Source organism: Streptococcus sp. HJ1, from assembly GCF_052399005.1.
In the GTDB taxonomy this organism is placed as follows: Bacteria; Bacillota; Bacilli; order Lactobacillales; family Streptococcaceae; genus Streptococcus.
On sequence record NZ_CP199005.1, the window covers coordinates 82181 to 105036 of the forward strand.

The following is a 22856-nucleotide window of genomic DNA, read 5'->3' on the forward strand; positions in this document are numbered from 1 at the left end:
ACTTCCTTATTTTTGATATTCATGAATGATCACACCTTGCACCACACGGTTTACGGTACCAGTAGGAGACGGCGTATCTGGTTTATTTTCTACCTTGAGCGAAGTCAAAAGGGCAAAGAGTTGGGCATATACGATGTAAGGGAAGACACGGTAAATATCGTTCAAGACACCACCACAGCCAAGGGCCACTTCTTTGACATTTTCAAGACCAAAGGCTTGATCACTCAAGAGCACAACACGACGAGCAATCTGGTCACCAGCCACTTCACGAACCAAGTCCAAATCGTACTTGCGAGTGTAGTCTGTCGTTGTACCAAATACCAAAACAACTGTATCTTCGTTGATCAATGATTTTGGACCGTGACGGAAGCCAACTGGGCTTTCATACATGGTCGCCACTTGACCAGCTGTTAATTCCAAAATCTTGAGCTGAGCTTCATGAGCAAGTCCAAAGAAAGGACCAGCGCCCAGGTAGATAACGCGGTTAAAGTCAAGGTCAACCAGCTCTTTAACATCTGCTGCATTGTCTAGAACTTTGCGGGCAAGGCTAGACACAACTTCAAAACGTTCAGCTTTCACAGCAAATTCTGTAGGATCAAAAACCAAGAGAGCTGTTAGCATCATGGACGTAAAGCTAGAAGTCATGGCAAATCCAGCGTCATTAGAGGCAGCTGGTTGCAAGAGCAAAAGATTGCGGTCATCGCCATGAGCTTGAAGAGCCAATTTACCATCTGCAGCACATGTAATGGTCACTTGATAGAGGTCATCCACCAAGGCCTTAGCCAAATCAACCGTCGCCACACTTTCAGGTGAATTCCCACTACGAGCAAAGGAAACAAGGACAGTCGCCACATCTTTTTTCAAATAAGTTTCTGGATTGGCAACGATATCTGTTGTCGCAATAGCATTGAAATTCCATTTGCGTTCGTCATAGACTTCCTTAAAGTAAGGCACCAAGGTATCTCCCACATAAGCAGAAGTACCAGCACCCGTCAAGATGACCTTGATATAGTCATGCTTACCAGCGATTCCTTGTAGGAATGCTGCAATTTCTTCTCGTTTTGCTTGATAGGCTTCAAAAGCCTCTTTCCATACATCAGGCTGTTGGTAGATTTCACGAGTCGTGATTTCTGCACCCAGTTCAAGTAATTCTTCTTTTGTGTAATTTAGCATAGAGTTCCTCTAATCTATTGTTGTTTCATTCCTATTGAAAATATGGGAATGGGAGTGACTCCCATTCCCATGTATATTCTATATAAGATGCTCTAAGTTACATCTTATACTCAATGAAAATCAAAGAGCAAACTAGGAAGCTAGCCGCAGGTTGCTCAAAGCACTGCTTTGAGGTTGCAGATAGAACTGACGAAGTCAGTAACATCTATACGGCAAGGCGACGCTGACGTAGTTTGAATTTGATTTTCGAAGAGTATTATTCATCTTCGTCATCATCGAAGCCCGCTAACAGGTCATTGACTTTTACGATGCTTTCTGCAGCACGGCTCTTGTAGTCCGCATCTGCACCTGTAAGGCTGGCATTGATAAATTCAATCACCATTGGAAGATTCATCCCTGCGTAGAGTTCAATGTCGCGACCTTCCATAATCAAACGGCTTACCACGTTACATGGTGTACCACCGAGAAGGTCCGCAAAGACTAGGAAATCATCCAATCCTTCGATAGCAGCTTCAAATTTTGCAGTAAATTCTTCTGGACCATCTTCTGGAAGAAGGGCCACTGTATGAATGTTGTCCTGTGGACCCATGATCATTTCTGTGCTACCTTTAAGTTCTTCACAGAAACGACCATGACTCACCAAAATTAATGATTTACTCATAAATTATGCGCCCATTCCAAGCAAGAATTTACCGATGAATGAAAGACCTACTGCAAGAACGATAATGATACCGATCGCTTTAGTAGAGTTCATACCTTTCTTACCAAGCAACCAGAAGATAAAGGCAGTAAAGATTGCTGGAAGCAAACGTGGGAAGATTGAGTTCAAGATGTCTTGGAAGTCAATCATCTTTTCACCGATTGGCAATTTGTAAGAAATCTCAAAGTTGATCATTGTCGCTACAAGAGCACCCATCATGAAGACACCAAGTACAGATGCAGCATCAATCAAAGCTGTCAAAGTACTTTGCATGTTGTTGATAAGGTTAACCCCTTCTTTGTAGGCAAATTCCAATTGTTTCCAACGGAAGATGTCATATGCAACTGCAACTGCGATCCAAAGGAAGATACCCCATGGTTGGCCAGCGATAGCCATAGTTGCTGCGATAGATCCCATGATAGCAGGTACAAGTGAACCAAAGATTGTATCTCCAAGAGGAGCGAATGGTCCCATCAAACCTGTCTTGATACCGTTAACGGCATCTTTTGAACCCACACCATCTTTTTCTTCCATGGCAAGGTCAAAACCAGCGATAATTGTGTGGAAGAATGGAGAAGTATTGAAGAATTGAGTATGAACTTTCATCATTTCTTTCAATTCAGGAGTTCCATCCCCATACATTTTACGCAATTGAGGCAAGATCATGTAAAGGTAACCAGAAGCTTGCATACGTTCATAGTTCCAACCTAATTGGAAAGTAAACAAGCTACGTTTGTTGATTTGATTAAAATCTTCTTTTGTAAGTTTGTAATTAGAATTCGTCATCTTCGATTTCCCCACTTTCTGATGGTGTAGAAGGTGCTGCTACAGCTACTTTTTGGCTGTTCTTAAAGTGAACAACTGCAAGGAAGATACCTACGATAGAGATACCGATCATAGACAAACCTTTGAAGTTGTTAGCAAAGCCAATCTTTTCAGCAACATCAGCAGGAAGAGTACCAAGGATACCCGCAACAGCGCCACCAAGACCTATTACATATGAGTAAAGAACAGTCAACATAGCTGTCAAACCGAATCCCATTGCAAGGTAGTGAAGGTTACGTTTAACTGGAAGGTAACGAAGCAAGATTGCAAATCCAAGACCTGGAAGCATACGACCTGCAAGTGTCAAACCGTCTGCAACCCATTGGTATTCTTTAACAAGGTCTACTACTGATTGTACGAAAGCACCACCAAAAGCAAGAGCGAAGAATACTGGAAGGGCACGTGAAAGAGCCCATGGAAGCGCACCAAGTAGGTAGTTGCGTTCGATACCTTTGTAGTCAAAGCGTTCGATCGCAGCATCAATACGGTGTGCAAAGAAAGTAGTTGTCATACGTCCAAGAACGTCGAAGTATGTCAAAAGTGCTGCTACTGGTACAGCGATTGTAGTGATCGCAAGATCTGTATCAATACCTTGAGAGATAGAGAATGCTGTTGCAAGAACCGCACCAGAAGTTGCGTCGATACGAGAAGCACCACCGAAGGTACCAACCCCAAGAACGAACAACTGCAAGCTACCACCGATAAACAAACCAGTTGTCACATCTCCCATGATCAAACCGGTAATGAAACCAGCGAATACAGGGGAACCTGCAGATGAAACGATTGTCAACTCATCACAGATTTGATAAGCTGAGTACAAAGTGAGAAGTAAAATTTGCCACCATTGTATCATAACAATGACCTCCTAAAAATTTTTTCCTATTTTAATAAGCTCAAAAAGTCTGAAACTGGATCATTTGGAACCATTTGAGCAGTGAGTTTCACACCTTTTTCTGCTAGTTTGTGGAAATCTTCCACATCCTTGTCTACCACATTGATAGAACGTGTGATAGAGCGAGTTTCTGGTGTTTGAGACATATTGCCGACGTTGAGTGTTTCAAGCGGTACACCTGCTTCGACCAAACCAAGGAAACGGTCTGGTTTACGTGCAACGATAAAGAGACGTTGGCTATCGTATTTACCAGCAAGGATATTTGCTGCTGCTTTCTCAACTGGCAAGATACTGAGTTTCACACCTGGTGGTGTCGCAAGTTTCAAACCACTCTTTTCAATATCGTTGTTAACAACTTCGTCGTCTACAACCATAATGCGTGAAACATTTAGTTTTCCAGCCCAAAGATTGGCTACTTGACCGTGGATCAAACGTCCATCAATACGGCATCCTACAATTGTCATAAGTTTTCCCCCTTTATGTGTTTTAGTGTAGGTTTACGAGTTAAATGAATCTCTTCTTTATATTCGCCCTCAGTTTCAAAGATGATGATGCGGTTAGCACCTTCCTTGAGATAACTATGAGGGATATAAAGTGAGAGGGTCGGGCCGACGTTCCAGAAACGTCCTAAGTGACGCCCGTTGACAAAGGCAACTCCCTTACCAAACTCAGACAAGTCTAAGTAGGTATCCTTCGGCTCTTCAACAGTAAAGTCGAAAGCGTAAAAGGCTGGTTGTCCTTCTGTCCATCCTTTTGAAAAATCAATTTTCTCAGGATTATCCAGTGGCAGTGGATATTGTTTCCAATTCAGTAAGAAATGTAGATCCTTGCAGACACCTGTACGAATTCCTTTACGTTGCGTATCTGCCAAGAACTTATGTCCGTAGTTGACACGCCCCATATTTTCAATCAAGATGTCAATCTCTGAAAAGCCTTCTCGGTTGCCCTGACAGTAGATATCTTCACCAATCTCTGTCTGGTATTGAGTAGCAATCCATTGACCATCTACAAAGAGTTGAGCTCGGTCACGTCCATCGATGATACGGAGACGTTCCTCTTCTGCATCCCAACTTGCCTCAGTGCGGTAGAGAAGGTAGCCATAACTTTGACCAAGTTCTTCCATCGCTTTTGGATAGAGGCTTTCAGTAGGACTAGAGAGATTATCCAGGGTTTCAAACAAGGAAACTTTTTCGACCAATGGAATGGACCCTATCTCCATGCTTTCCTTATAGAGTGGTTCCAACTGTGGATACTCTGGGAAGTGGGTTGCCATCATCTTCTTGACTGCTAAGTATTTAGCAGTTGGATTTCCTTCTTCATCGAGAAGGGCATCATAGTCGTAAGATGTGACTTGCGGCAAATCCAGAGTTCCTCGAGCCGAGCAACCATTCATGAAACCAAAGTTTGTACCACCATGGAACATGTAAAGGTTGATAGAGCCTTGCTCCAATACCTCTCGAACAGCTTCTGCCAATTCTTTAGGATCACGAGTGATGATGGGTTCTTTCCAACGGTTGAACCAACCATCCCAGAATTCCATACACATGAGGGGCCATTTCTTGCCATGCTCATCAAAGAATTCCTGCATCTGTGAAAAGTTGTACGGAGCTTTAGAACCGAAGTTTCCTGTCACAAAGAGATCGTCTTCGATCAAGGTTCCGGCTTTCAGAGTAGCCCTCCATGGGCCATCTGAAGTAAAGAGTGGGCAATCAATCCCTCGGTCTTCCATCAATTTCCGAATTGCTCGTAGATAAGACTTATCTTCTCCATAAGAGCCATATTCATTTTCGACTTGCATCATAAGAATGTTTCCACCATTATCCAACAAGCGAGGCACAAGCCTTGGCAATAATTGGTCATAATAGCGAGCAACAGCCTCGATGTAGGCCGGGTCGGACGAGCGAATTCGCATGTCCTTTGTCAAGAGCCAAGCCGGCAAGCCACCAAATTCCCATTCCGCACAGATAAATGGAGACGGGCGTACAATGGCATAGAGACCTAGATCTTGTGCAATTTGAAGAAATCTCTCCAAATTTCTGGCACCTTCAAAATCAAACTCCCCTTCAACAGGTTCGTGTAAATTCCAAGCCACATAGGTCTCGACTGTATTAAAGCCAAGCGCCTTTAAGTTATAGAGAGAATGATACCAATCCTCTGCTGGAATCCTAAAATAATGAATGGCGCCGGACAAAATCTTGAACGGTTTTCCGTCTAAATAGAAATCGTCCTCAATTTTAAATCTGGTCATGTTATTACCTCTGACGAATTAAGTTTGCGCTTTCATTTATTATAATATTAACTATAATCAAATCTTTTGCATTTGTCAATAGGTTTTAGAAAATTATTTAAAATTTTTCTATTTTTTTACTTACCGTTTACCGAAATTATCTAAAAATAGCATGAAAACGATCTTTTTATGTATGATAATTCACAAGAACATCAAATGAATTTTTTTACATGTAAAATAACATTTTTAGTCTATTATTTTAATTTTTTGACCTTAATACTACTCTTTTCTCTATATTTGTGGTAAAATCAAAATTGGAGAAAGAGAATCGAGGTGAAATTTATGGCTATTCCTAAATACCAATATATTAAAGATGAATTAAAAAATAAAATCATCTCTGGTCAATTTGCAAGTGGAGATAAATTTTATACAGAAGCCGAATTGATCGCGATGTACGATGTGAGTTCAATCACAGTTGTTCGTGCCTTGAACGACCTTGCTAAAGACGGCTACATTGTCCGCCAACAAGGTAAAGGTACTTTCGTCTCACGTGCCCGCAAGCACAAACTCGTTGAGTTTTCAGATGTCGAAATCTTTGAAACAAAAGACGATAAAGTTACTGTCCTTTCTATCGAGCGCGGAAACAAACTTGAATATTTAGATAAACTTGGACTACGTGGAGATCAATTCTACTATAAGATTGAACGTATTCGTCAGACAAACGACGTGACATACATCTACCACACATCTTATATTCCTGAGCAATACATCAATGCCAACTATCCAAATCTTGATTATTATAGCTCTATCTATACACGTTTCAAATTGGATTACCGCATTCACATGAGTGATGAACATTTTGAGGAAATCAACGAAATCGCATTCCCAACACCAGAGCATGCTGCTTCTGTACTCGGAATCGATACACAATTCCCAACTGTCTTCCAAACGAAGACTACAAAACTTGAGGCCACTGGCCAAGTCCTTGCCTATAGTGAAACTTATAAGCGAGCAGACTACTACAAAATCAAATTCATCTCATGTAACCGAGGTCATTAAGAAAAAGCCTGAGCCTAGCTCAGGCTTTTTCTATATTCATTATAGCACGAGAAAAAAGTTGTGAAAACGCTATAAAGGACTCTTATTTAATTAGTAGCATTTTTACTAAAAACAAGGTAAAATTTCGTTTGGTTTTTCCTCTATTTTATGCCTTATTAACAAATTTCTTCTAAATCTTATGATTTCCTCTATTTATTATAGTTATTATATAAATCCACTTGACATTTTACTCCTGAGATAATAAAATAAAAGGGTGAACCAACTACTAGCAAAGCAGAAGAAAAACAACTCCCTGCAACAGGAAGTCAAAACTCTGCAGGCTTGGTCGCAGTAGGACTCATGGCCACACTAGCAGCCTACGAACTCACTAAGAAAAAAGAGGATTAAACCCCTTCGATAAGCATACAAAAAAGCGAGATTGAATCTCGCTTTTTATTGTTAGAATTAATCACCAAGTCCGATACGTTCAAAGATATCATCCACTCGTTTAGTGTAGTATGCAGGGTTGAAGATTTCATCAATTTCATCTTGAGTGAGGCGTGATGTCACTTCTGGATCTGCTTCTAGAAGCGGTTTAAAGTCTACTTGGTTATCCCAAGAGTAGGCTGTTTTTGGTTGCACCAAGTCATAGGCTTGCTCACGGGTCATACCTTTTTCAATCAAGGTCAACATGGCACGTTGGCTAAAGATCAGACCAAACGTAGAGTTCATGTTGCGGATCATGTTTTCTGGGAAGACCGTCAAGTTCTTGACGATATTTCCGAAACGGTTAAGCATGTAGTCAATCAAAATGGTCGTGTCCGGTGTGATGATGCGCTCAGCTGATGAGTGAGAAATATCACGTTCGTGCCAGAGAGCGACGTTTTCATAGGCAGTAATCATATGCCCACGGATAACACGCGCAAGACCTGTCATGTTCTCAGAACCGATAGGGTTGCGCTTGTGAGGCATCGCAGATGAGCCTTTTTGCCCTTTGGCAAAGAACTCTTCCACTTCGCGTTGCTCAGATTTTTGTAGACCACGGATCTCAGTTGCCATACGTTCGATTGAAGTCGCGATGCTAGCAAGAACTGCAAAGTACTCAGCGTGAAGGTCACGAGGAAGGACCTGTGTAGAGATTTCTTGAGCACGGATACCAAGCTTGTCGCATACGTATTGCTCTACAAATGGTGGGATGTTGGCAAAGTTACCAACCGCACCCGAAATCTTGCCGGCTTCCACACCAGCAGCCGCATGCTCGAAACGCTCGATATTGCGCTTCATTTCGCTGTACCAAGTCGCCAATTTAAGACCAAAGGTTGTAGGTTCCGCATGCACACCGTGGGTACGCCCCATCATGATAGTGAACTTGTGCTCCTTAGCCTTATCAGCAATGATACTGGTGAAGTTTTCAAGGTCACGACGGATAATGTCGTTGGCCTGCTTGTAGAGGTAACCGTAGGCAGTATCCACCACGTCAGTAGATGTCAAACCATAGTGAACCCACTTGCGCTCTTCGCCAAGAGTCTCAGAAACCGCACGTGTGAAAGCCACCACATCGTGACGCGTCTCCTGCTCGATCTCCAAAATACGGTCAATGTTAAAGTCCGCCTTTTCGCGAATCAAAGCCACATCTTCCTTAGGGATTTCCCCCAACTCAGCCCATGCCTCATCAGCCAAGATTTCCACCTCAAGCCAAGCACGGTATTTATTTTCTTCACTCCAAATGTTCGCCATTTCAGGGCGAGAGTAACGGTTAATCATTGTTTGTTTTTCTCCTGTTCTGCATATTTATCTTTAAGTTCTAAGATTTAAATTCGTCTAATGATAGATTCATTTACATCTTCACCCAATCTCATCACATGTTTCATTTTACGATTGTCACTTATTTACCGCCCACTCCGCCGCTTTCTCTGCATGAATCACTGTTGTGTCGTAGAGTGGCAGGTCGGTGTCGGATTGCTTGACGAGAAGACCAATCTCGGTACAACCCAAGATAACAGCTTCCGCGCCTGCTTTTTTCAAATCATCTATAACGGTAAGATAAGTCCGCTTTGAGCTTTCTTTGATGTCCCCTAGGCAGAGCTCGTCATAAATAATCCGATTGACCTCTGTAATTCCAGCTTGGTCTGGAATCAGCACTTCTAACCCAGACTCTATTAATTTCTCCTTGTAAAAATCTTGAGTCATGGTGTACTTGGTCCCTAGGAGGCCGACTTTTTGAATACCGTCAGCCAACAAGGCCTGCGCAGTTGCCTGCGCAATATGCAAGATTGGAATCGTAATCTTTCCTTGTATCTGCGGAGCAACCTTGTGCATGGTGTTGGTACAAATAACGATGAAATCCGCACCTGCTTGCTCCAAGCGCTGAGCAATATCTGTCAAAAGTTGACCGCTTTTCTCCCAGTCTCCAACTGCCTGATAATGCTCAATCTCTGCAAAATCAACACTATAAAGTAGAATCTTAGCTGAATGCAAGCCACCCAGCTCTTTTTTGATGGTTTCGTTGATGATTTGGTAGTAAGATGTGGTACTTTCCCAACTCATACCACCAATCAGACCGATAGTTTTCATAGACTAATTAAACTCCTCCTTGCTTGTCACAACCGACGGATAATGCAGCAAGCTACTTAGATCTGTATCCAATGGCGAATCATAGATAGCCAGATAATTGTTTGGATATTGAATCTTTAATTCCTGATATTGGCTTTTGCTTTTTCATGGTCGGCACTGGCAAAGAGCACTTCCACAACGGCGATTTCTTTTCCTTCCTCCACAAAAGCGTTGACAATAATTTGAATCATAAACTGGTCCCCATTTAGCTTTAAAGATTATCATTTTTTGAGTCTTCATGTATAGAAAATTCAAATGAAATTCTATCAGGATGTCTAGGCAGACCGTAACTACTCAGATAATCCTTAACTTCCTTCACGGAACAAGAATATTCTAAGACTAGCTGATTGCCAGCTCTCTCTAAAATATGAATCCCCTCTCTATCCGCAATCTCTGGAACAATCAAATCGTCCGTATAAGTCAGTGTTACGGTCGTTATTTCATCATCTGGCAATTCATCAAATTCTTCTGTCATTTCAAAAATCAATCCCCTCACCAAACTCAACCACACTATTCGGCATATCACTAAACAAAGTCACATGTCCCATCTTGCGGTTGTGCTTCGCTTCTATTTTACCATACATGTGGAGGTGGGCGCTGGGATTTTCTGTGACATATTTTTCGGCAGCCTCGACATGCTGACCAAGAACATTGAGCATAACAGCAGGCGCATGTAGTTTGATAGCTGGCAATGGTTCTCCCAGAACACCCAGAATATGAGTGTCAAACTGGGAAAAGTCGCAAGCTTCAATAGAGTAGTGCCCAGAGTTGTGTGGGCGTGGGGCGATTTCGTTGACAATGATGTCATCAGCTGTCGCAAACATTTCCACACAAAGTGTTCCAGACAGGTTGAGCTGTTCTGCGATTCGTACTGCCATAGCTTTTGCTTTTTCAGCTAGACTTTCTGAAATGCGAGCAGGCACAATAGTTTTTGAAAGGATGTTGTTTCGGTGAATATTTTCCTGAACTGGGAAAACTGTCGCGTCCTTGCCATTTCCTGACACGATGACAGAAATTTCAAGGTCAAAGTTGACAAATTCTTCCAAGACACAGTCTGCTGAGTCGGCTAGTGCATAAGCTTCTTCCAAGTCTACTTCTGAGCGAATGACTTTTTGTCCATGCCCATCGTAGCCACCTGTCGCGGTCTTGAGGACATAGTTTTTCGATAGGTCAATATCTGCCAAGTTCTGGCTTGAGGTCACAACCTTGAATGGTGCCACGGTGACTTGAGCCTTCTTTGAGAGGAAGTCCTTTTCAAAAATGCGATTTTGGGAGATGCGAAGCAGGTCTGTTCCTTGAGGAAGCTGACCATCCTTGATAACAGCATCCAGACCGTCAGCATCGACATTTTCAAATTCATAGGTCAGGACATCACAACGTTCCGCCAACTGACGGAGGGCATCCACATCGTTATAAGGAGCCACGATGATCTCCGCCACGCGAGAGGCTGGGCAATCCGCCGCAGGATCCAGCGCAATGACCTTGTGACCCATGTAGATAGCAGAAATGGCCATCATCTGACCCAGCTGACCACCACCGATAATTCCGATTGTTTTAGATGAGCTCATTGGTAGACTCCTCTGCGATTTTTCCTTGCTCTTCTGCAAAATCTGCCAATGCTATAGCAATAGCCTGGTCCTCTACTGAAAGGAGACGGAGGGCAAAGAGGGCCGCGTTGGTCGCTCCTGCTTCACCGATAGCCATTGTCGCCACAGGCACGCCACCCGGCATCTGTACGATAGAGTAGAGTGAGTCCACGCCACTAAGCGCGCGTGATTTGACTGGTACACCAATGACAGGAAGGGTTGTTTTGGCAGCTACCATGCCTGGCAAGTGAGCAGCACCACCCGCTCCTGCAATAATGACCTTGATGCCACGGCTACGAGCTTCTTCGGCATGTCTGAACATGAGGTCTGGTGTACGGTGGGCAGAGACAACCTTCTTTTCGTAGTCTACACCGAAACGGTCTAGAACTTCGGCGGTTTTTTGCATGGTTGCCCAGTCGGATTTTGAGCCCATGATGATGGAAATTACTGGTTTAGTCATAATATTCCTTTTCTTTCCTTTCTTTTTTCAATCACCTTAAGTTGTGAGGGACGGCAGCAGCCACCAAAGGTGTCTCATGCCTAAATCGGAAGCCCAAGGTCTTCCGATTTCCCTGAACGATTGGCTTATCATCCAATCGTTCTTTCACAACGGCGGTGATTGCTCTATATCAGCTCGCTAATGCTCGCAAATCAAACGACCACTATCGTATTTGGCGACTTCGTCGCGTTATTTTTATACTTTTACTTTATAGCCTTGCTTCCGATATCTGTTCGGTAGAAGAGGCCTTCTGTGTTTTGTTTGTCGAGTTCCTTGTAGATGGTTTCTTGGGCTTCTTTGACGGTATTGGCTGTGGTGACGAGCATATAGACTCGTCCGCCGTTGGATAGCAATTCTCTGCTATTTTCCGCAAACTTAGCCCCTGCATAGTAGGTGATGATATTGCCTTCTGTCTTAGTTGGCAACTCGATACCCTTTGCATAATCTAACGGGTAGCCCTTGGATGCGATAACCACCCCCAGAGTCACACCCTTGTCCGTCCACGTGATGTTTGGCTCCTTACCATCCAGAATATCTGTAATATTTTGTGCAAAGTCAGATGTCAAACGAGGTAGGATAATCTGAGTTTCAGGATCTCCGAAGCGAGCGTTAAACTCAATAACCTTAGGTCCATCAGCTGTCAAGATAAGCCCTGCGTAAAGAACTCCCAGATAAGGGCGACCTTCCTGAATCATGCCCTCAAGGACTGGCTTGACAATAGTCTTAACCGCTGTGTCAACTACACTCTGTGGCAAGTGTGGAACTGGCGCATAGGCACCCATCCCACCAGTGTTAGGCCCCTTGTCGCCATCATAGGCACGTTTGTGGTCCTGAGCTGTTGGCATGATGTAGAACTTATCGCCATTGACAAAGGCAAAGAGAGAGAACTCTTCTCCGTCGAGGAATTCCTCAATAACCACACGCGCACCAGAATCACCGAATTTATTGTCCAAAAGCATTTCATGAGCAGCTTCGACCGCTTGCTCGACTGTCTCCGCAACGACGACACCTTTCCCAAGTGCCAATCCATCTGCCTTGACGACGATAGGAGCGCCTTTCTCCTCGATATAAGCCTTGGCCTCCTCGAAATCTGAAAATGTGCCATAGGCTGCTGTCGGAACGTCATATTTGACCATGATTTCCTTAGCAAAATCCTTGGACCACTCCAGCTCCGCTGCCAATCTTGTTGGACCAAAGGCTTTGAGACCAGCTTGGTTAAAATCATCCACAATTCCAGCAGCAAGGGCATCATCTGGCCCGATGAAGGTCCAAGCAATATCGTTGGCCTTTGCAAACTCAATTAACTTAGAATGTTCGGAAATAGAGATGTTTACCAATTCCAGGCCATCCAGAGTCATCCCGTCATTCCCAGGAGCCACAAAGACTTTTTCAACGTCTTTTGATTCAAATAACTTCTTAGCAATCGCATGTTCACGACCACCCGAACCGACAACTAATAGCTTCATCTTTCAACCTCTTTGGCGAATTATTTACTAACATTATATCATAAACGTTCGTTTTAATCTTGTTTCACTTAGCATTTTAAACCAAAAAAGGAAAGAAACTGTTTTCTTCCCTTTCGTTTTTTAATGCCTAAAATGTCTCACTCCTGTGAAGACCATGGTCAAGCCATATTTGTCCGCCGCTTCGATAGACTCTTGGTCACGTACTGATCCACCTGGTTGGATGATGGCTTTGATACCTGCTTTGGCGATTTCTTCCACATTATCCGCAAATGGGAAAAAGGCATCTGAAGCAAGAACAGCACCGTCAAGACGGTCTTTAGCTTGATCAATGGCGATACGAACAGAGGCCACACGGTTAGTTTGACCTGGGCCGACACCCAGCGTCATGTGGTCGTTGGTGATGATGATACCGTTTGATTTGACATACTTGATAGCCTTCCAAGCGAACTCAAGAGCTGTCGCTTCTGTCTCGGTTGGCTGGCGTTTGGTCACCACTTGCCAGTCAGCTGGGCTCTCTTTGACAACGTCTTGGTTTTGAACGAGGAGTCCACCGACAACACCTGTGTATTCTGCTTCCACTTCACTAGCGTCTTGGGCATCAAATGGCAAGGCAAGAATGCGCAAGTTTTTCTTTTTGTTGGTCAAAATAGCTAGCGCTTCATCCGTATAGCTTGGTGCGATGATGATCTCGAGGAAAACGCCATGCATCTTCTCAGCTGTCGTAGCATCCACCTCACGGTTGAGAACGACAATCCCACCAAAGATAGAAACTGGGTCAGACTCATAAGCGTAGTCCCAAGCAGTCTCGATGTCATCAGCTTGACCAATCCCACATGGGTTCATGTGTTTGAGAGCTACAACCGTTGGACGTTCTTTGAAGTCACGGATGATACGGATAGCAGCATCGGCATCACGGATATTGTTAAAGGACAATTCCTTACCGTTAAGCTGTTTGGCTGAAGCGATGGAGTAATCCGTTGGCAAGGCTTTTTGGTAGAAGTCCGCATCCTGTTGTGGGTTCTCACCGTAACGCATGGCTTGCTTGAGGTCATAGGTTAAAGTGAGTTTTTCAGGTTTGCTTTCTCCCACTTGTGCTGTGAAATACTCTGCAATCAAGGCATCATAAGCTGCTGTGTGACGAAAAACCTTAGCCGCTAAACGTTGGCGAGTTTCGTAAGTCGTTTCACCATTGGCTGACAATTCGTCAAGAACCACCGCATAATCCACTGGGTCTACCACAACTGTTACGCTGGCGTGGTTTTTAGCTGCTGAACGAAGCATAGATGGCCCGCCGATATCGATGTTCTCAACCGCATCAGCGTACGTCACGTCTGGTTTGAGAATCGTTTCCTTGAATGGGTAAAGGTTGACTACAACAAGGTCAATCAATTCGATCTTATTGTCCTTAGCCGCTTGAAGGTGACTATCCAAGTCACGACGAGCGAGGAGCCCACCATGGATATTTGGATGGAGGGTCTTAACACGACCGTCCATCATTTCTGGGAAGCCCGTCACATCATCAATTGCAATGGTCTCCACCCCAGCATGATCAAGGGTAACCTTTGTCCCACCTGTCGAGATAATCTCCCAACCGAGTTTTTTAAGTTCTTGGGCAAATTCAACAATGCCCGCTTTGTCTGAGACGCTGATTAAGGCCTTTTTCGTCATTCTATTCCTCTTTCTTTAGATCCAAGCGCATAGCGACTTCGTTATTTTCTTCTATAAATCCTGTTTCCTGAAAACCCAGACTAGTCAACAGGTGCTTCATTTTTTCATTTCCAACCACATAATCTGCGGTAATATGACTGCAAGCTCTATCCATCTGAGCCTCTTTGATTAGAACTTCCAAGGCTTTTCGACCATAACCTCTTCCTTGGTACTGCTGACCAATCATTATCCGCCAGATAAAGTATTCCGCTTCATCCTTGTCTATTTCTAGCAGGAGAAAGCCAACCACTTGCTTATCCCAATAGATTGCCATCGGAAACACATCTTCGTTTTTCCGGTAGAGCCATGCATCAGCTAAAGAGCGAACATTTGGAGCTACGAAACGTGCTCGTTCATCAGCTTCTGATATTTTCAAATCCAGCACTGCCTGAAAACTGCTCTCATCTACCAATTTCAGTTCAATCATTTTTTCTCCTAGCAAGGTTGCGCAATCAAAACTTGATTTACTTCTTACCTTCTCTCCACTCCCAAGCTATCCAGCACTTCCGGATACAACTTGTACTCTGCCTCATGAATCCGAGCTTCAAAGCTTTCGATGGTATCATCAGCTAGACGTGGAACACGGACTTGTTTGATGACCTTGCCTGTGTCCACACCTGAGTCCACCCAGTGAATGGTGACGCCACTCTCAGCAACACCAGCATTCCAAGCGTCCTCAATCCCATGAGCTCCTGGAAATTCGGGCAGGTAGGCAGGATGAATGTTAATGATCCGACTCTCGTAAGCAGCGAGCAAAGTTGGCCCAACGATTTTCATGTAGCCGGCGAGGCAAACCAAGTCAATCTGGTGTTCTTCCAAGAGTTCGACAAGAGCTGCTTCGTAGTCTGCCTTGTTCTCAAACTCCTTGAGTTCAAAAGCATAGGACAGAACGCCAAGCTTGTCTGCACGCTCGAGCACATAGGCGTCACGATGGTCTGAAAAAACAAACTCCACCGGAAATTCTTCGGCAATCACCTGAAAATTTGAGCCATTACCAGAGGCAAAAACCGCTATTTTTTTCATTTGATGATGACACTTTCGTTTTCTTTCTTGACGATGCGACCAATTTCATAGACTGGTTCATCCAGCAATTCCTTGACACGACCTACATTTTCAGGGCTAACTGCCAGCATGAGTCCCACACCCATATTGAAGATTTCAAACATTTCTTCGTGCTTGATTTCACCGTATTTTTCAAGGGCTTTGAAAATCGGAAGCACTGGAACCTTGTCTTCTTCAATTTCCGCAGCTAGGTCAGCCGCAAACATACGAGGAACATTCTCGATAAAGCCGCCACCTGTGATGTGAGCAATGCCGTTGACTAACTCTTCCTTGATGAGTGGCAAGACAGCCTTGACATAGATACGAGTCGGCTCAAGAAGAACTTCCTTGAGTTTCTTGCCTTCCAATTCTGGTAAAACTTCCTCACCTGTATAGTCGGCAAAGACACGACGAACGAGTGAGTAACCATTAGAGTGAATCCCACTTGAGGCAAGTCCGAGAAGAACATCACCTTCTGCCACTTTTGAACCGTCGATGATTTGGGATTTTTCAGCCACACCGACCGCAAAACCAGCCAAGTCATAGTCATCTTCACCATACATACCTGGCATTTCAGCCGTTTCCCCACCGATGAGGGCAGCACCAGCCTGCACACAACCTTCTGCGACACCAGCGACCACTTGTTCTAGCTTAGCTGGTTCATTCTTCCCTGTCGCCACATAGTCGAGGAAATAGAGGGGCTCAGCACCCGCAGCGATGATATCATTGACACACATGGCCACACAGTCCTGCCCAATGGTATCGTGCTTGTCGTACTTGATAGCCAGCATGAGCTTGGTCCCGACACCGTCAGTCCCTGAGATCAAGACAGGCTCTTTAACACCTGTTTTTGAAAGATCGAACATGCCACCAAAGCCACCAAGAGCTCCCATGACACCTGCACGCTCCGTACGATCCACGTGCTTTTTGATCCGCTCAACAACTTCATAACCTGCTTCAACATCTACACCTGACTGGGCATAAGCATTTTTATTTGTCATCTTCTCTTCCTTTCCTTTCATGGAGAGTCTTTATCCGTCTATTTGTAAAAACTGGTCTTATCCCCCAAGCTTCTACGATATTCTTCCTCATAATCGTAGAGAGGAGTTGGGTAGTCTCCATCAAAATAAGCGACACAGAGACCACCGTTCGGCGCATCTGTTTCGATGCCGATAGAATCAATCAAGCCATCAATCGAAAGATAGGTCAGGCTATCCGCACCAATGATTTGGCAGGTTTCTTCTACCGTATGATTGGCTGCAATCAGCTCCTGACGCGTCTGGATATCAATCCCGTAGAAGCATGGGTAAGCAAGAGCAGGACTGCCAATAGCAACGTGAACCTCAGAAGCCCCCGCTTCTTTCAAGAGCTGAACGATACGGCGAGAGGTTGTCCCACGAACAATGGAATCATCCACCATCACCACACGTTTGCCTTTGACAACACCCGAAACAGCAGACAGTTTCATCCGCACCCCTTGCTCCCGCAATTCTTGAGTCGGCTGGATAAAGGTGCGTTGGGTATATTGGTTTTTGATTAGCCCCATTTCATTTGGCAGACCGGATTCTTCCGCAAAGCCCATGGCTGCACTTAGGGAAGAATTGGGCACACCGACTACGATATCCGCCTCATGCTTAAATTCACGCGCTAATTGGGCACCCATACGTTTGCGAGCTGTATGGACATTGACCCCATGGATGTTAGAGTCAGGGCGAGCAAAATAGATATACTCCATAGAGCAAATCGCCAACTGGGTATCATTCGTATAGCTATCGTACTGGATGCCATTGTCATCCACAATCACAATTTCTCCTGGTTTTACATCACGAATCCACTCTGCACCGATGACTTCAAAGGCACAAGTTTCAGATGAAACCACCACCGCTCCATTGGCCATTTTCCCAATAGAAAGCGGACGGAAGCCATTAGGATCAAGCGCAGCAATCAACTTGTCCTCAAATAGCAAGATATAAGCAAAGCCACCTTTGACAAGGCTGAGCGCTTCTTTGATTTTCCCCATCAAGCTAGGGTTGTGACTACGGCGAATGAGGTGAGCCAAGATTTCCGAGTCCGAAGTTGAACTGAAAATAGCTCCTCTTTGTTCCAATTCTTTCTTGAGCGATTCGGCATTGGTCAAGTTTCCGTTGTGAGCCAATCCAAACTGCATATCATGAAAGCGAAAGAGGAAGGGCTGGATATTATCTACAGAAGCTTCGCCAGCAGTCGCATAACGCACGTGTCCAATCGCTCCGGTCCCTGTCAATTTATCCAAATTAGCTGGATTTCTGAACACTTCTGATAAAAGCCCCATGTCACGATGACGCTTCAATTGCCCCTGATCACTGGAGAGGATTCCTGCCCCTTCCTGACCACGGTGCTGAAGACTGTGGAGACCAAAATAGGTCAATTTAGCAGCATCTGGATGTCCCCAGATACCGAAAACACCACATTCTTCATTAAGAGATTTTACTTCGTATGTCATTTTTTATACCTTTTATTTCCCTGTGAAATAACGTACCGCCGACGCAAACAGGTGCTGGTCTTTATTTCCTGGGATGTTTTGGAAAAGACCGTCTTCATAACGTTCTGAGTGTCCCATCTTACCGATGATTTGACCATTCTTGCTGGTAATTCCTTCGATGGCATTTACAGAACCATTCGGATTGTACTTAGAATCCATACTTGGTTTGCCGTCAAAGTCAACGTATTGGCTAAAGATTTGACCATTGTCACGGAGCTCAGCGAATTCCTCAGCCGTCACAACAAACTTCCCTTCACCGTGTGATACTGGAATGGCATGGATATCGCCCACTTGTACTCCAGCCAACCATGGTGAGTTGGTATTGGCAATCCGAGTTTCCACCATCTTGGCCACGTGCTGGTTGGCATCATTGTAGAAGAGGGTTGGGCTGGTACTGTTAGCATCTTCAAAGTTTCCATATGGAAGAAGACCTGATTTGACCAAGGCCTGGAACCCATTACAGATACCGATAATCAAGCCACCACGAGCGATAAAGCTATCAATGGCTGCACGCACTTTTTCATTGAGCAAGATATTCACGATAAATTTAGCTGATCCATCTGGCTCATCCGCAGCTGAGAATCCACCTGCAAAGAAGAGAATGTTTGCCTTGCCGATATTGTCAACCATAGTTTCAACTGACTTGACAATAGCTTCTTCATTCAAGGTCACGAATGGCACCAAGTTAACCTCTGCACCTTCTTTTTCAAAGGCTTTGGCTGAGTCGTATTCTGAGTTGGTTCCTGGGAAGACTGGAATGTAAACCACAGGTTTTTCACTAGTTTCCTTGGCTTTGATGACTGCGTCAGAAGCGACAGCTGGAACTTCAGCCAGTTCTTTGGCTTGGGCAAATTCTGTTGGGTAAACTTCTTCCAGTTTCCCTTGGAAGGCACTGTCAAGTTTGTGTCCATCTAGCTTCACACCGTTGACAGTCAGTGTAAAGTCTGCTTTCGTTTGTCCAATCTTCTCTACTCCAGCGATTTCTTCAGAAGATGTGAAGACAAATCCGCCTAATTGAGCTGTCAAGGCTGTTTCAAGTTTAGGCAAGGTCACCTCTGCACCGATATGGTTCCCAAAGGTAGCAAGGGCCAAGCTTTCAAGCACACCACCATATTTAACAGCTGATGCAGATGTTACTTTATGTCCAGCTTGGATGGCTTCAAATTGAGCAAAGTTAGACTTAATCAAGTCAAAATCAATCTCTTGTGCCAAAGATTGACCTGGGATGTAGTAGATGTTTTCACCAGCAGTCTTGAACTCAGGAGAGAGCACCTTACGGCTATCTGCCGTCGTCACCCCAAAGGCAACCAAGGTTGGCGGTACAGTCAATTCTTCAAAAGTACCAGACATAGAGTCCTTACCACCGATAGATGGCAAACCAAGCTGAATTTGTGCTTCGATAGAACCTAGAAGAGCTGCTACTGGCTGACCAAAACGCTCAGCTTGCTTGTCCATCCGCTCAAAATACTCTTGGTATGAGAAGCGAGCCTTGGACCAGTTTGCACCAGCAGCTACCAAACGAGCAGTCGCTTCGATTACTGCATAGGCAGCGCCATGGTATGGAGACCATTCTGCTACATAAGGGTTAAAACCTTGAGCCATGACTGATGCAGTGTGAGTTACACCGTGTTGAACTGGCAATTTCTGCACAGATGCCTCAGTTGGTGTGAGTTGGTAGCGACCACCAAGTGGGTGATTGACCGTTGAACGACCGACCGAACAGTCAAAGATGGTTTGCAATCCTTTTTGACTCGCATGGTTGAGATCAGATAGAACCGCAAGGGTATCTGCTTCAAGTGTGTCAACGCTTGTTGTGCGTTCTTCTGGAAGTTTGACACCCTTGTCTACCACCTTGGCATCAACGACTACGCGCACACCGTTGGTATCAAGGAAACGACGTTCCAAGTCAACAATCGTTTCACCATTCCAGTGCATGACAAGATTTGGTTTTTCAGTCACTGTTGCAACGACAACAGCGTCAATATTTTCTTTATTACATTCCGCAACGAAGGCATCTACGTCTTCAGGACGCACCACAACTGCCATCCGTTCTTGTGATTCAGAAATGGCAATTTCTGTACCGTTCAAACCTTGGTATTTAAGAGGAACCTTGTTGAGGTCAATTTCAAGACCATCTGCCAATTCACCGATAGCCACACAGACACCACCTGCTCCAAAGTCATTGGATTTCTTGATGAGACGAGTGACATCTCCATTACGGAAAAGACGTTGAATCTTGCGCTCTTCGATGGCATTCCCTTTTTGAACCTCAGCACCAGCAGTCTCCACAGACTCAACTGTTTGAACCTTAGAAGACCCTGTCGCACCACCGACACCGTCACGTCCAGTCTTACCACCGAGCAAGATAATTACGTCACCAGCTTCCGGTTTTTCACGGACTACATTGCCCTTAGGAGCAGCACCAACAACGGCACCAAGTTCCATGCGTTTAGCTACAAAGCCTGGGTGGAAATATTCACGAACGTAAGTCGTTGCAAGACCAATCTGGTTCCCATATGAAGAATAACCATGAGCCGCTGTCTTAGAAATGACTTGTTGTGGCAATTTCCCAGCGCGAGTTTCCGAAATCGGCGCTGTAATGTCACCAGCACCTGAGATACGCATGGCTTGGTAAACATAAGAACGGCCTGACAATGGGTCACGAATAGCGCCACCGATACAAGTTGCCGCTCCACCAAATGGCTCAATTTCCGTTGGGTGATTGTGAGTTTCATTCTTGAACATTAGGAGCCATGGTTCCTTGACACCATCAACGTCCACTTCAATTTCAACCGAGCAGGCATTGATTTCGTCTGACACTTCCATATCGTCCAAACGCCCATTAGCACGCTCATAACGACCAAAAATAGTCGCCATATCCATCAAGGTTTGTGGCTTTTCAGACCGACCTAGTTCCTCACGCATGGCAATATACTTGTCATAAGTCGCCTGCAATTGCTTTTGGAATTTAGAAGCTGAGAAATCAATCTGTTTCAACTCGGTCTCAAAAGTCGTGTGACGGCAGTGGTCAGACCAATAAGTGTCCAAAACCTTGAGCTCTGTTTCCGTCGGCACGCGCCCGATTGACTTGAAGTAGTCTTGGATAAAGAGCAAATCATCCACTTCCATTGCCATCCCTTGCTCTGCCTTGTAGCGAGCAAAGTCTTCTGCCGTATAACTTTCAAAGAAAGTCAATTTAGGAATGGTCTTGTCTGACTCTGAAAATTCCTGCTTGGCAATCCCTGTCGTGATGTCCTTGAAACGAGAATCAACTGGGTTGAGCAGGTAGTTCTTGACCGCTTCCAACTCCATCGCATCAATATCTTTATTGACCAAGTACAGTTGGGCTGTATTGACTGTCACATCACTCGAACTCCCCAGCAAAAGCAAGGCTTCCTGTGACGAAGTTGCACGCTGGTCAAACTGTCCTGGCAGGCTTTCAATGGCAAAGAAAGCATAGTTGGCAAGATCCTCCTGCACAGCTGATTCATCCAAGATACGGTCTGTCACCTGCTCAGAGAAGATGTGCTTCTCCGCGGGTGCAAACAAGTCCTCTGCCAAATCAAAGACATCATAAACTTGCACAATGCGAATACTTTTCAAAGTTGAAATTCCCAAGTTATGCTGGAGCTCCCTTACCAAACTCTCTGACTTGACCTGAAAATCAGCCTTTTTTTCAACAAAAATACGTTTATCCATCAATTCTTATTCCTTTATTTCAGCTCTTGCAATGTTCCCAAACGACCTTGAAGGTGTTATTTTAAACCTTGCAACTTTTCCCAGACAATCTCGTAAACATCAGTTAGTTCTCCCAATCCCCTACGGAAAACATCCTTATCCATGTGGTTGCCATCTGCATCCCACAAACGGCAGTTATCTGGTGAAAACTCGTCTGCCAAGATAATCTTGCCATCCTTGTCAAAACCGAACTCTAGCTTAAAGTCAATCAATTTAAGACCAATCTCAGCAAACCAAGCTTTCAAGAGCTCATTGATACGACGGGTTTCTTCTTTCAAGTAAGCAATCTGCTGGTCATCCGCAATTTTTAGGAATTTCACATGCTCATCATTGATAAAGGGATCATCCAAATCATCATTTTTATAGTAAAATTCGACAATTGGAGTCTCAAATGCGATACCTTCTTCTACGCCAAAACGTTTTGAAAAGGAACCAGCCGTGTAGTTGCGGAGCACAACTTCCAAAGGAATAATCTCCACCTTTTTATTGAGTTGTTCCGTATCCGAAATTTTCTCCACAAAGTGAGTCGCTACACCAGCCGCATTTAATTTCTCAAAAATAAAAGATGAAATCTGATTATTTAACACTCCCTTGCCCGCAATCTGCTCCTTCTTGACACCGTTAAAAGCAGTCGCCTGGTCCTTGTAAGTTGAAATAATGAGATTTTCATCCTCAGTTGTATAGATATCCTTGGCTTTTCCCGAATAGATAAGTTTTTTTGACATTTTAAAGTTCGCCTTTCGTATTACTTGAGCACATTCTACCACAAAACAAACAAAAATTCAAGATTTTTACGAACTATTAACAAAATGGCACTTGTTGCGTAAAGA

At 44.4% G+C, this 22856-nt stretch carries 21 protein-coding genes and 2 pseudogenes; 2 read left to right on the forward strand and 21 right to left on the reverse strand.

Going from position 1 to position 22856, the window contains the following annotated elements; translation table 11 throughout:
* Positions 1 to 6: 6 nt before the first annotated feature.
* From ACT17O_RS00430 to ACT17O_RS00455, 6 genes are all read right to left on the reverse strand, one after another.
* Entirely contained in the window at positions 7 to 1173 is a 1167-nt protein-coding gene (locus tag ACT17O_RS00430) for an SIS domain-containing protein (protein ID WP_444817501.1), read from the reverse strand.
* Between the two features lie 256 nt (positions 1174 to 1429).
* A complete protein-coding gene (locus ACT17O_RS00435) occupies positions 1430 to 1834 on the reverse strand; it encodes a PTS sugar transporter subunit IIA (protein WP_080702733.1) in 405 nt (134 codons plus the stop codon).
* Between the two features lie 3 nt (positions 1835 to 1837).
* The gene (locus ACT17O_RS00440) at positions 1838 to 2659 is read right to left on the reverse strand and encodes a PTS system mannose/fructose/sorbose family transporter subunit IID (RefSeq protein ID WP_000185287.1); all 822 of its coding nucleotides are present in this window, start codon (positions 2657 to 2659) and stop codon (positions 1838 to 1840) included.
* Complete coding sequence (locus tag ACT17O_RS00445; RefSeq protein ID WP_084975721.1) at positions 2646 to 3551, reverse strand: PTS mannose/fructose/sorbose/N-acetylgalactosamine transporter subunit IIC; 906 nt, start codon at positions 3549 to 3551, stop codon at positions 2646 to 2648. The genes ACT17O_RS00440 and ACT17O_RS00445 overlap by 14 nt, the downstream gene beginning before the upstream one ends.
* Before the next feature lie 26 nt (positions 3552 to 3577).
* Positions 3578 to 4054, reverse strand: coding sequence for a PTS sugar transporter subunit IIB (locus ACT17O_RS00450; protein ID WP_000156968.1), 477 nt, complete (start codon positions 4052 to 4054; stop codon positions 3578 to 3580).
* Positions 4051 to 5838, reverse strand: a complete 1788-nt coding sequence (locus ACT17O_RS00455) for a glycoside hydrolase family 35 protein (RefSeq protein WP_000196619.1) — start codon at positions 5836 to 5838, stop codon at positions 4051 to 4053. The genes ACT17O_RS00450 and ACT17O_RS00455 overlap by 4 nt, the downstream gene beginning before the upstream one ends.
* A gap of 321 nt (positions 5839 to 6159) precedes the next feature.
* On the opposite strand from ACT17O_RS00455, the gene ACT17O_RS00460 reads away from it, so the two are divergent.
* Positions 6160 to 6876, forward strand: a complete 717-nt coding sequence (locus tag ACT17O_RS00460) for a GntR family transcriptional regulator (protein ID WP_001007181.1) — start codon at positions 6160 to 6162, stop codon at positions 6874 to 6876.
* 249 nt (positions 6877 to 7125) lie between these two features.
* A pseudogene (locus tag ACT17O_RS00465) lies at positions 7126 to 7263 on the forward strand (LPXTG cell wall anchor domain-containing protein); the annotation flags it as partial.
* Positions 7264 to 7320: 57 nt separating this feature from the next.
* Here ACT17O_RS00465 and purB read toward each other — a convergent pair.
* The 15 genes and pseudogenes from purB to purC form a co-directional block, all read right to left on the reverse strand.
* Complete coding sequence (gene purB, locus ACT17O_RS00470) at positions 7321 to 8619, reverse strand: adenylosuccinate lyase (protein ID WP_444817502.1); 1299 nt, start codon at positions 8617 to 8619, stop codon at positions 7321 to 7323.
* Between the two features lie 117 nt (positions 8620 to 8736).
* The gene (locus ACT17O_RS00475; RefSeq protein ID WP_444817503.1) at positions 8737 to 9429 is read right to left on the reverse strand and encodes an aspartate/glutamate racemase family protein; all 693 of its coding nucleotides are present in this window, start codon (positions 9427 to 9429) and stop codon (positions 8737 to 8739) included.
* A 3-nt stretch (positions 9430 to 9432) separates the two neighbouring features.
* Positions 9433 to 9659, reverse strand: a pseudogene (locus ACT17O_RS00480) (phosphoribosylaminoimidazole carboxylase).
* A gap of 20 nt (positions 9660 to 9679) precedes the next feature.
* Complete coding sequence (locus ACT17O_RS00485) at positions 9680 to 9943, reverse strand: hypothetical protein (RefSeq protein ID WP_444817504.1); 264 nt, start codon at positions 9941 to 9943, stop codon at positions 9680 to 9682.
* Between the two features lies 1 nt (position 9944).
* The gene (gene purK / locus ACT17O_RS00490; RefSeq protein WP_444817505.1) at positions 9945 to 11036 is read right to left on the reverse strand and encodes a 5-(carboxyamino)imidazole ribonucleotide synthase; all 1092 of its coding nucleotides are present in this window, start codon (positions 11034 to 11036) and stop codon (positions 9945 to 9947) included.
* Positions 11023 to 11514, reverse strand: a complete 492-nt coding sequence (purE, locus tag ACT17O_RS00495; protein ID WP_444817506.1) for a 5-(carboxyamino)imidazole ribonucleotide mutase — start codon at positions 11512 to 11514, stop codon at positions 11023 to 11025. Before purE ends, purK begins: the two co-directional genes overlap by 14 nt.
* A 31-nt stretch (positions 11515 to 11545) precedes the next feature.
* Positions 11546 to 11662 (reverse strand): phosphoribosylaminoimidazole carboxylase, encoded by a 117-nt coding sequence (locus tag ACT17O_RS00500; RefSeq protein ID WP_080976520.1) that lies wholly within the window; start codon positions 11660 to 11662, stop codon positions 11546 to 11548.
* A 94-nt stretch (positions 11663 to 11756) separates the two neighbouring features.
* Positions 11757 to 13019, reverse strand: coding sequence for a phosphoribosylamine--glycine ligase (purD, locus tag ACT17O_RS00505; RefSeq protein WP_444817507.1), 1263 nt, complete (start codon positions 13017 to 13019; stop codon positions 11757 to 11759).
* A gap of 120 nt (positions 13020 to 13139) precedes the next feature.
* Positions 13140 to 14687 carry a bifunctional phosphoribosylaminoimidazolecarboxamide formyltransferase/IMP cyclohydrolase gene (gene purH / locus ACT17O_RS00510; RefSeq protein WP_444817508.1) on the reverse strand — a complete coding sequence of 516 codons (1548 nt, stop codon included), beginning with the start codon at positions 14685 to 14687 and terminating at the stop codon, positions 13140 to 13142.
* 1 nt (position 14688) lies between these two features.
* Complete coding sequence (locus tag ACT17O_RS00515) at positions 14689 to 15153, reverse strand: GNAT family N-acetyltransferase (protein ID WP_000571268.1); 465 nt, start codon at positions 15151 to 15153, stop codon at positions 14689 to 14691.
* Positions 15154 to 15197: 44 nt separating this feature from the next.
* Complete coding sequence (gene purN / locus ACT17O_RS00520) at positions 15198 to 15749, reverse strand: phosphoribosylglycinamide formyltransferase (protein WP_444817509.1); 552 nt, start codon at positions 15747 to 15749, stop codon at positions 15198 to 15200.
* The gene (gene purM / locus ACT17O_RS00525) at positions 15746 to 16768 is read right to left on the reverse strand and encodes a phosphoribosylformylglycinamidine cyclo-ligase (RefSeq protein ID WP_444817510.1); all 1023 of its coding nucleotides are present in this window, start codon (positions 16766 to 16768) and stop codon (positions 15746 to 15748) included. The genes purN and purM overlap by 4 nt, the downstream gene beginning before the upstream one ends.
* Before the next feature lie 38 nt (positions 16769 to 16806).
* Positions 16807 to 18249: an amidophosphoribosyltransferase gene (gene purF, locus ACT17O_RS00530; RefSeq protein WP_444817511.1), complete on the reverse strand. Its 1443-nt coding sequence runs from the start codon at positions 18247 to 18249 to the stop codon at positions 16807 to 16809.
* Between the two features lie 12 nt (positions 18250 to 18261).
* Positions 18262 to 21987: a phosphoribosylformylglycinamidine synthase gene (locus tag ACT17O_RS00535; RefSeq protein ID WP_444817512.1), complete on the reverse strand. Its 3726-nt coding sequence runs from the start codon at positions 21985 to 21987 to the stop codon at positions 18262 to 18264.
* A 56-nt stretch (positions 21988 to 22043) separates the two neighbouring features.
* Complete coding sequence (gene purC / locus ACT17O_RS00540; RefSeq protein WP_268705939.1) at positions 22044 to 22751, reverse strand: phosphoribosylaminoimidazolesuccinocarboxamide synthase; 708 nt, start codon at positions 22749 to 22751, stop codon at positions 22044 to 22046.
* Positions 22752 to 22856: the final 105 nt, after the last annotated feature.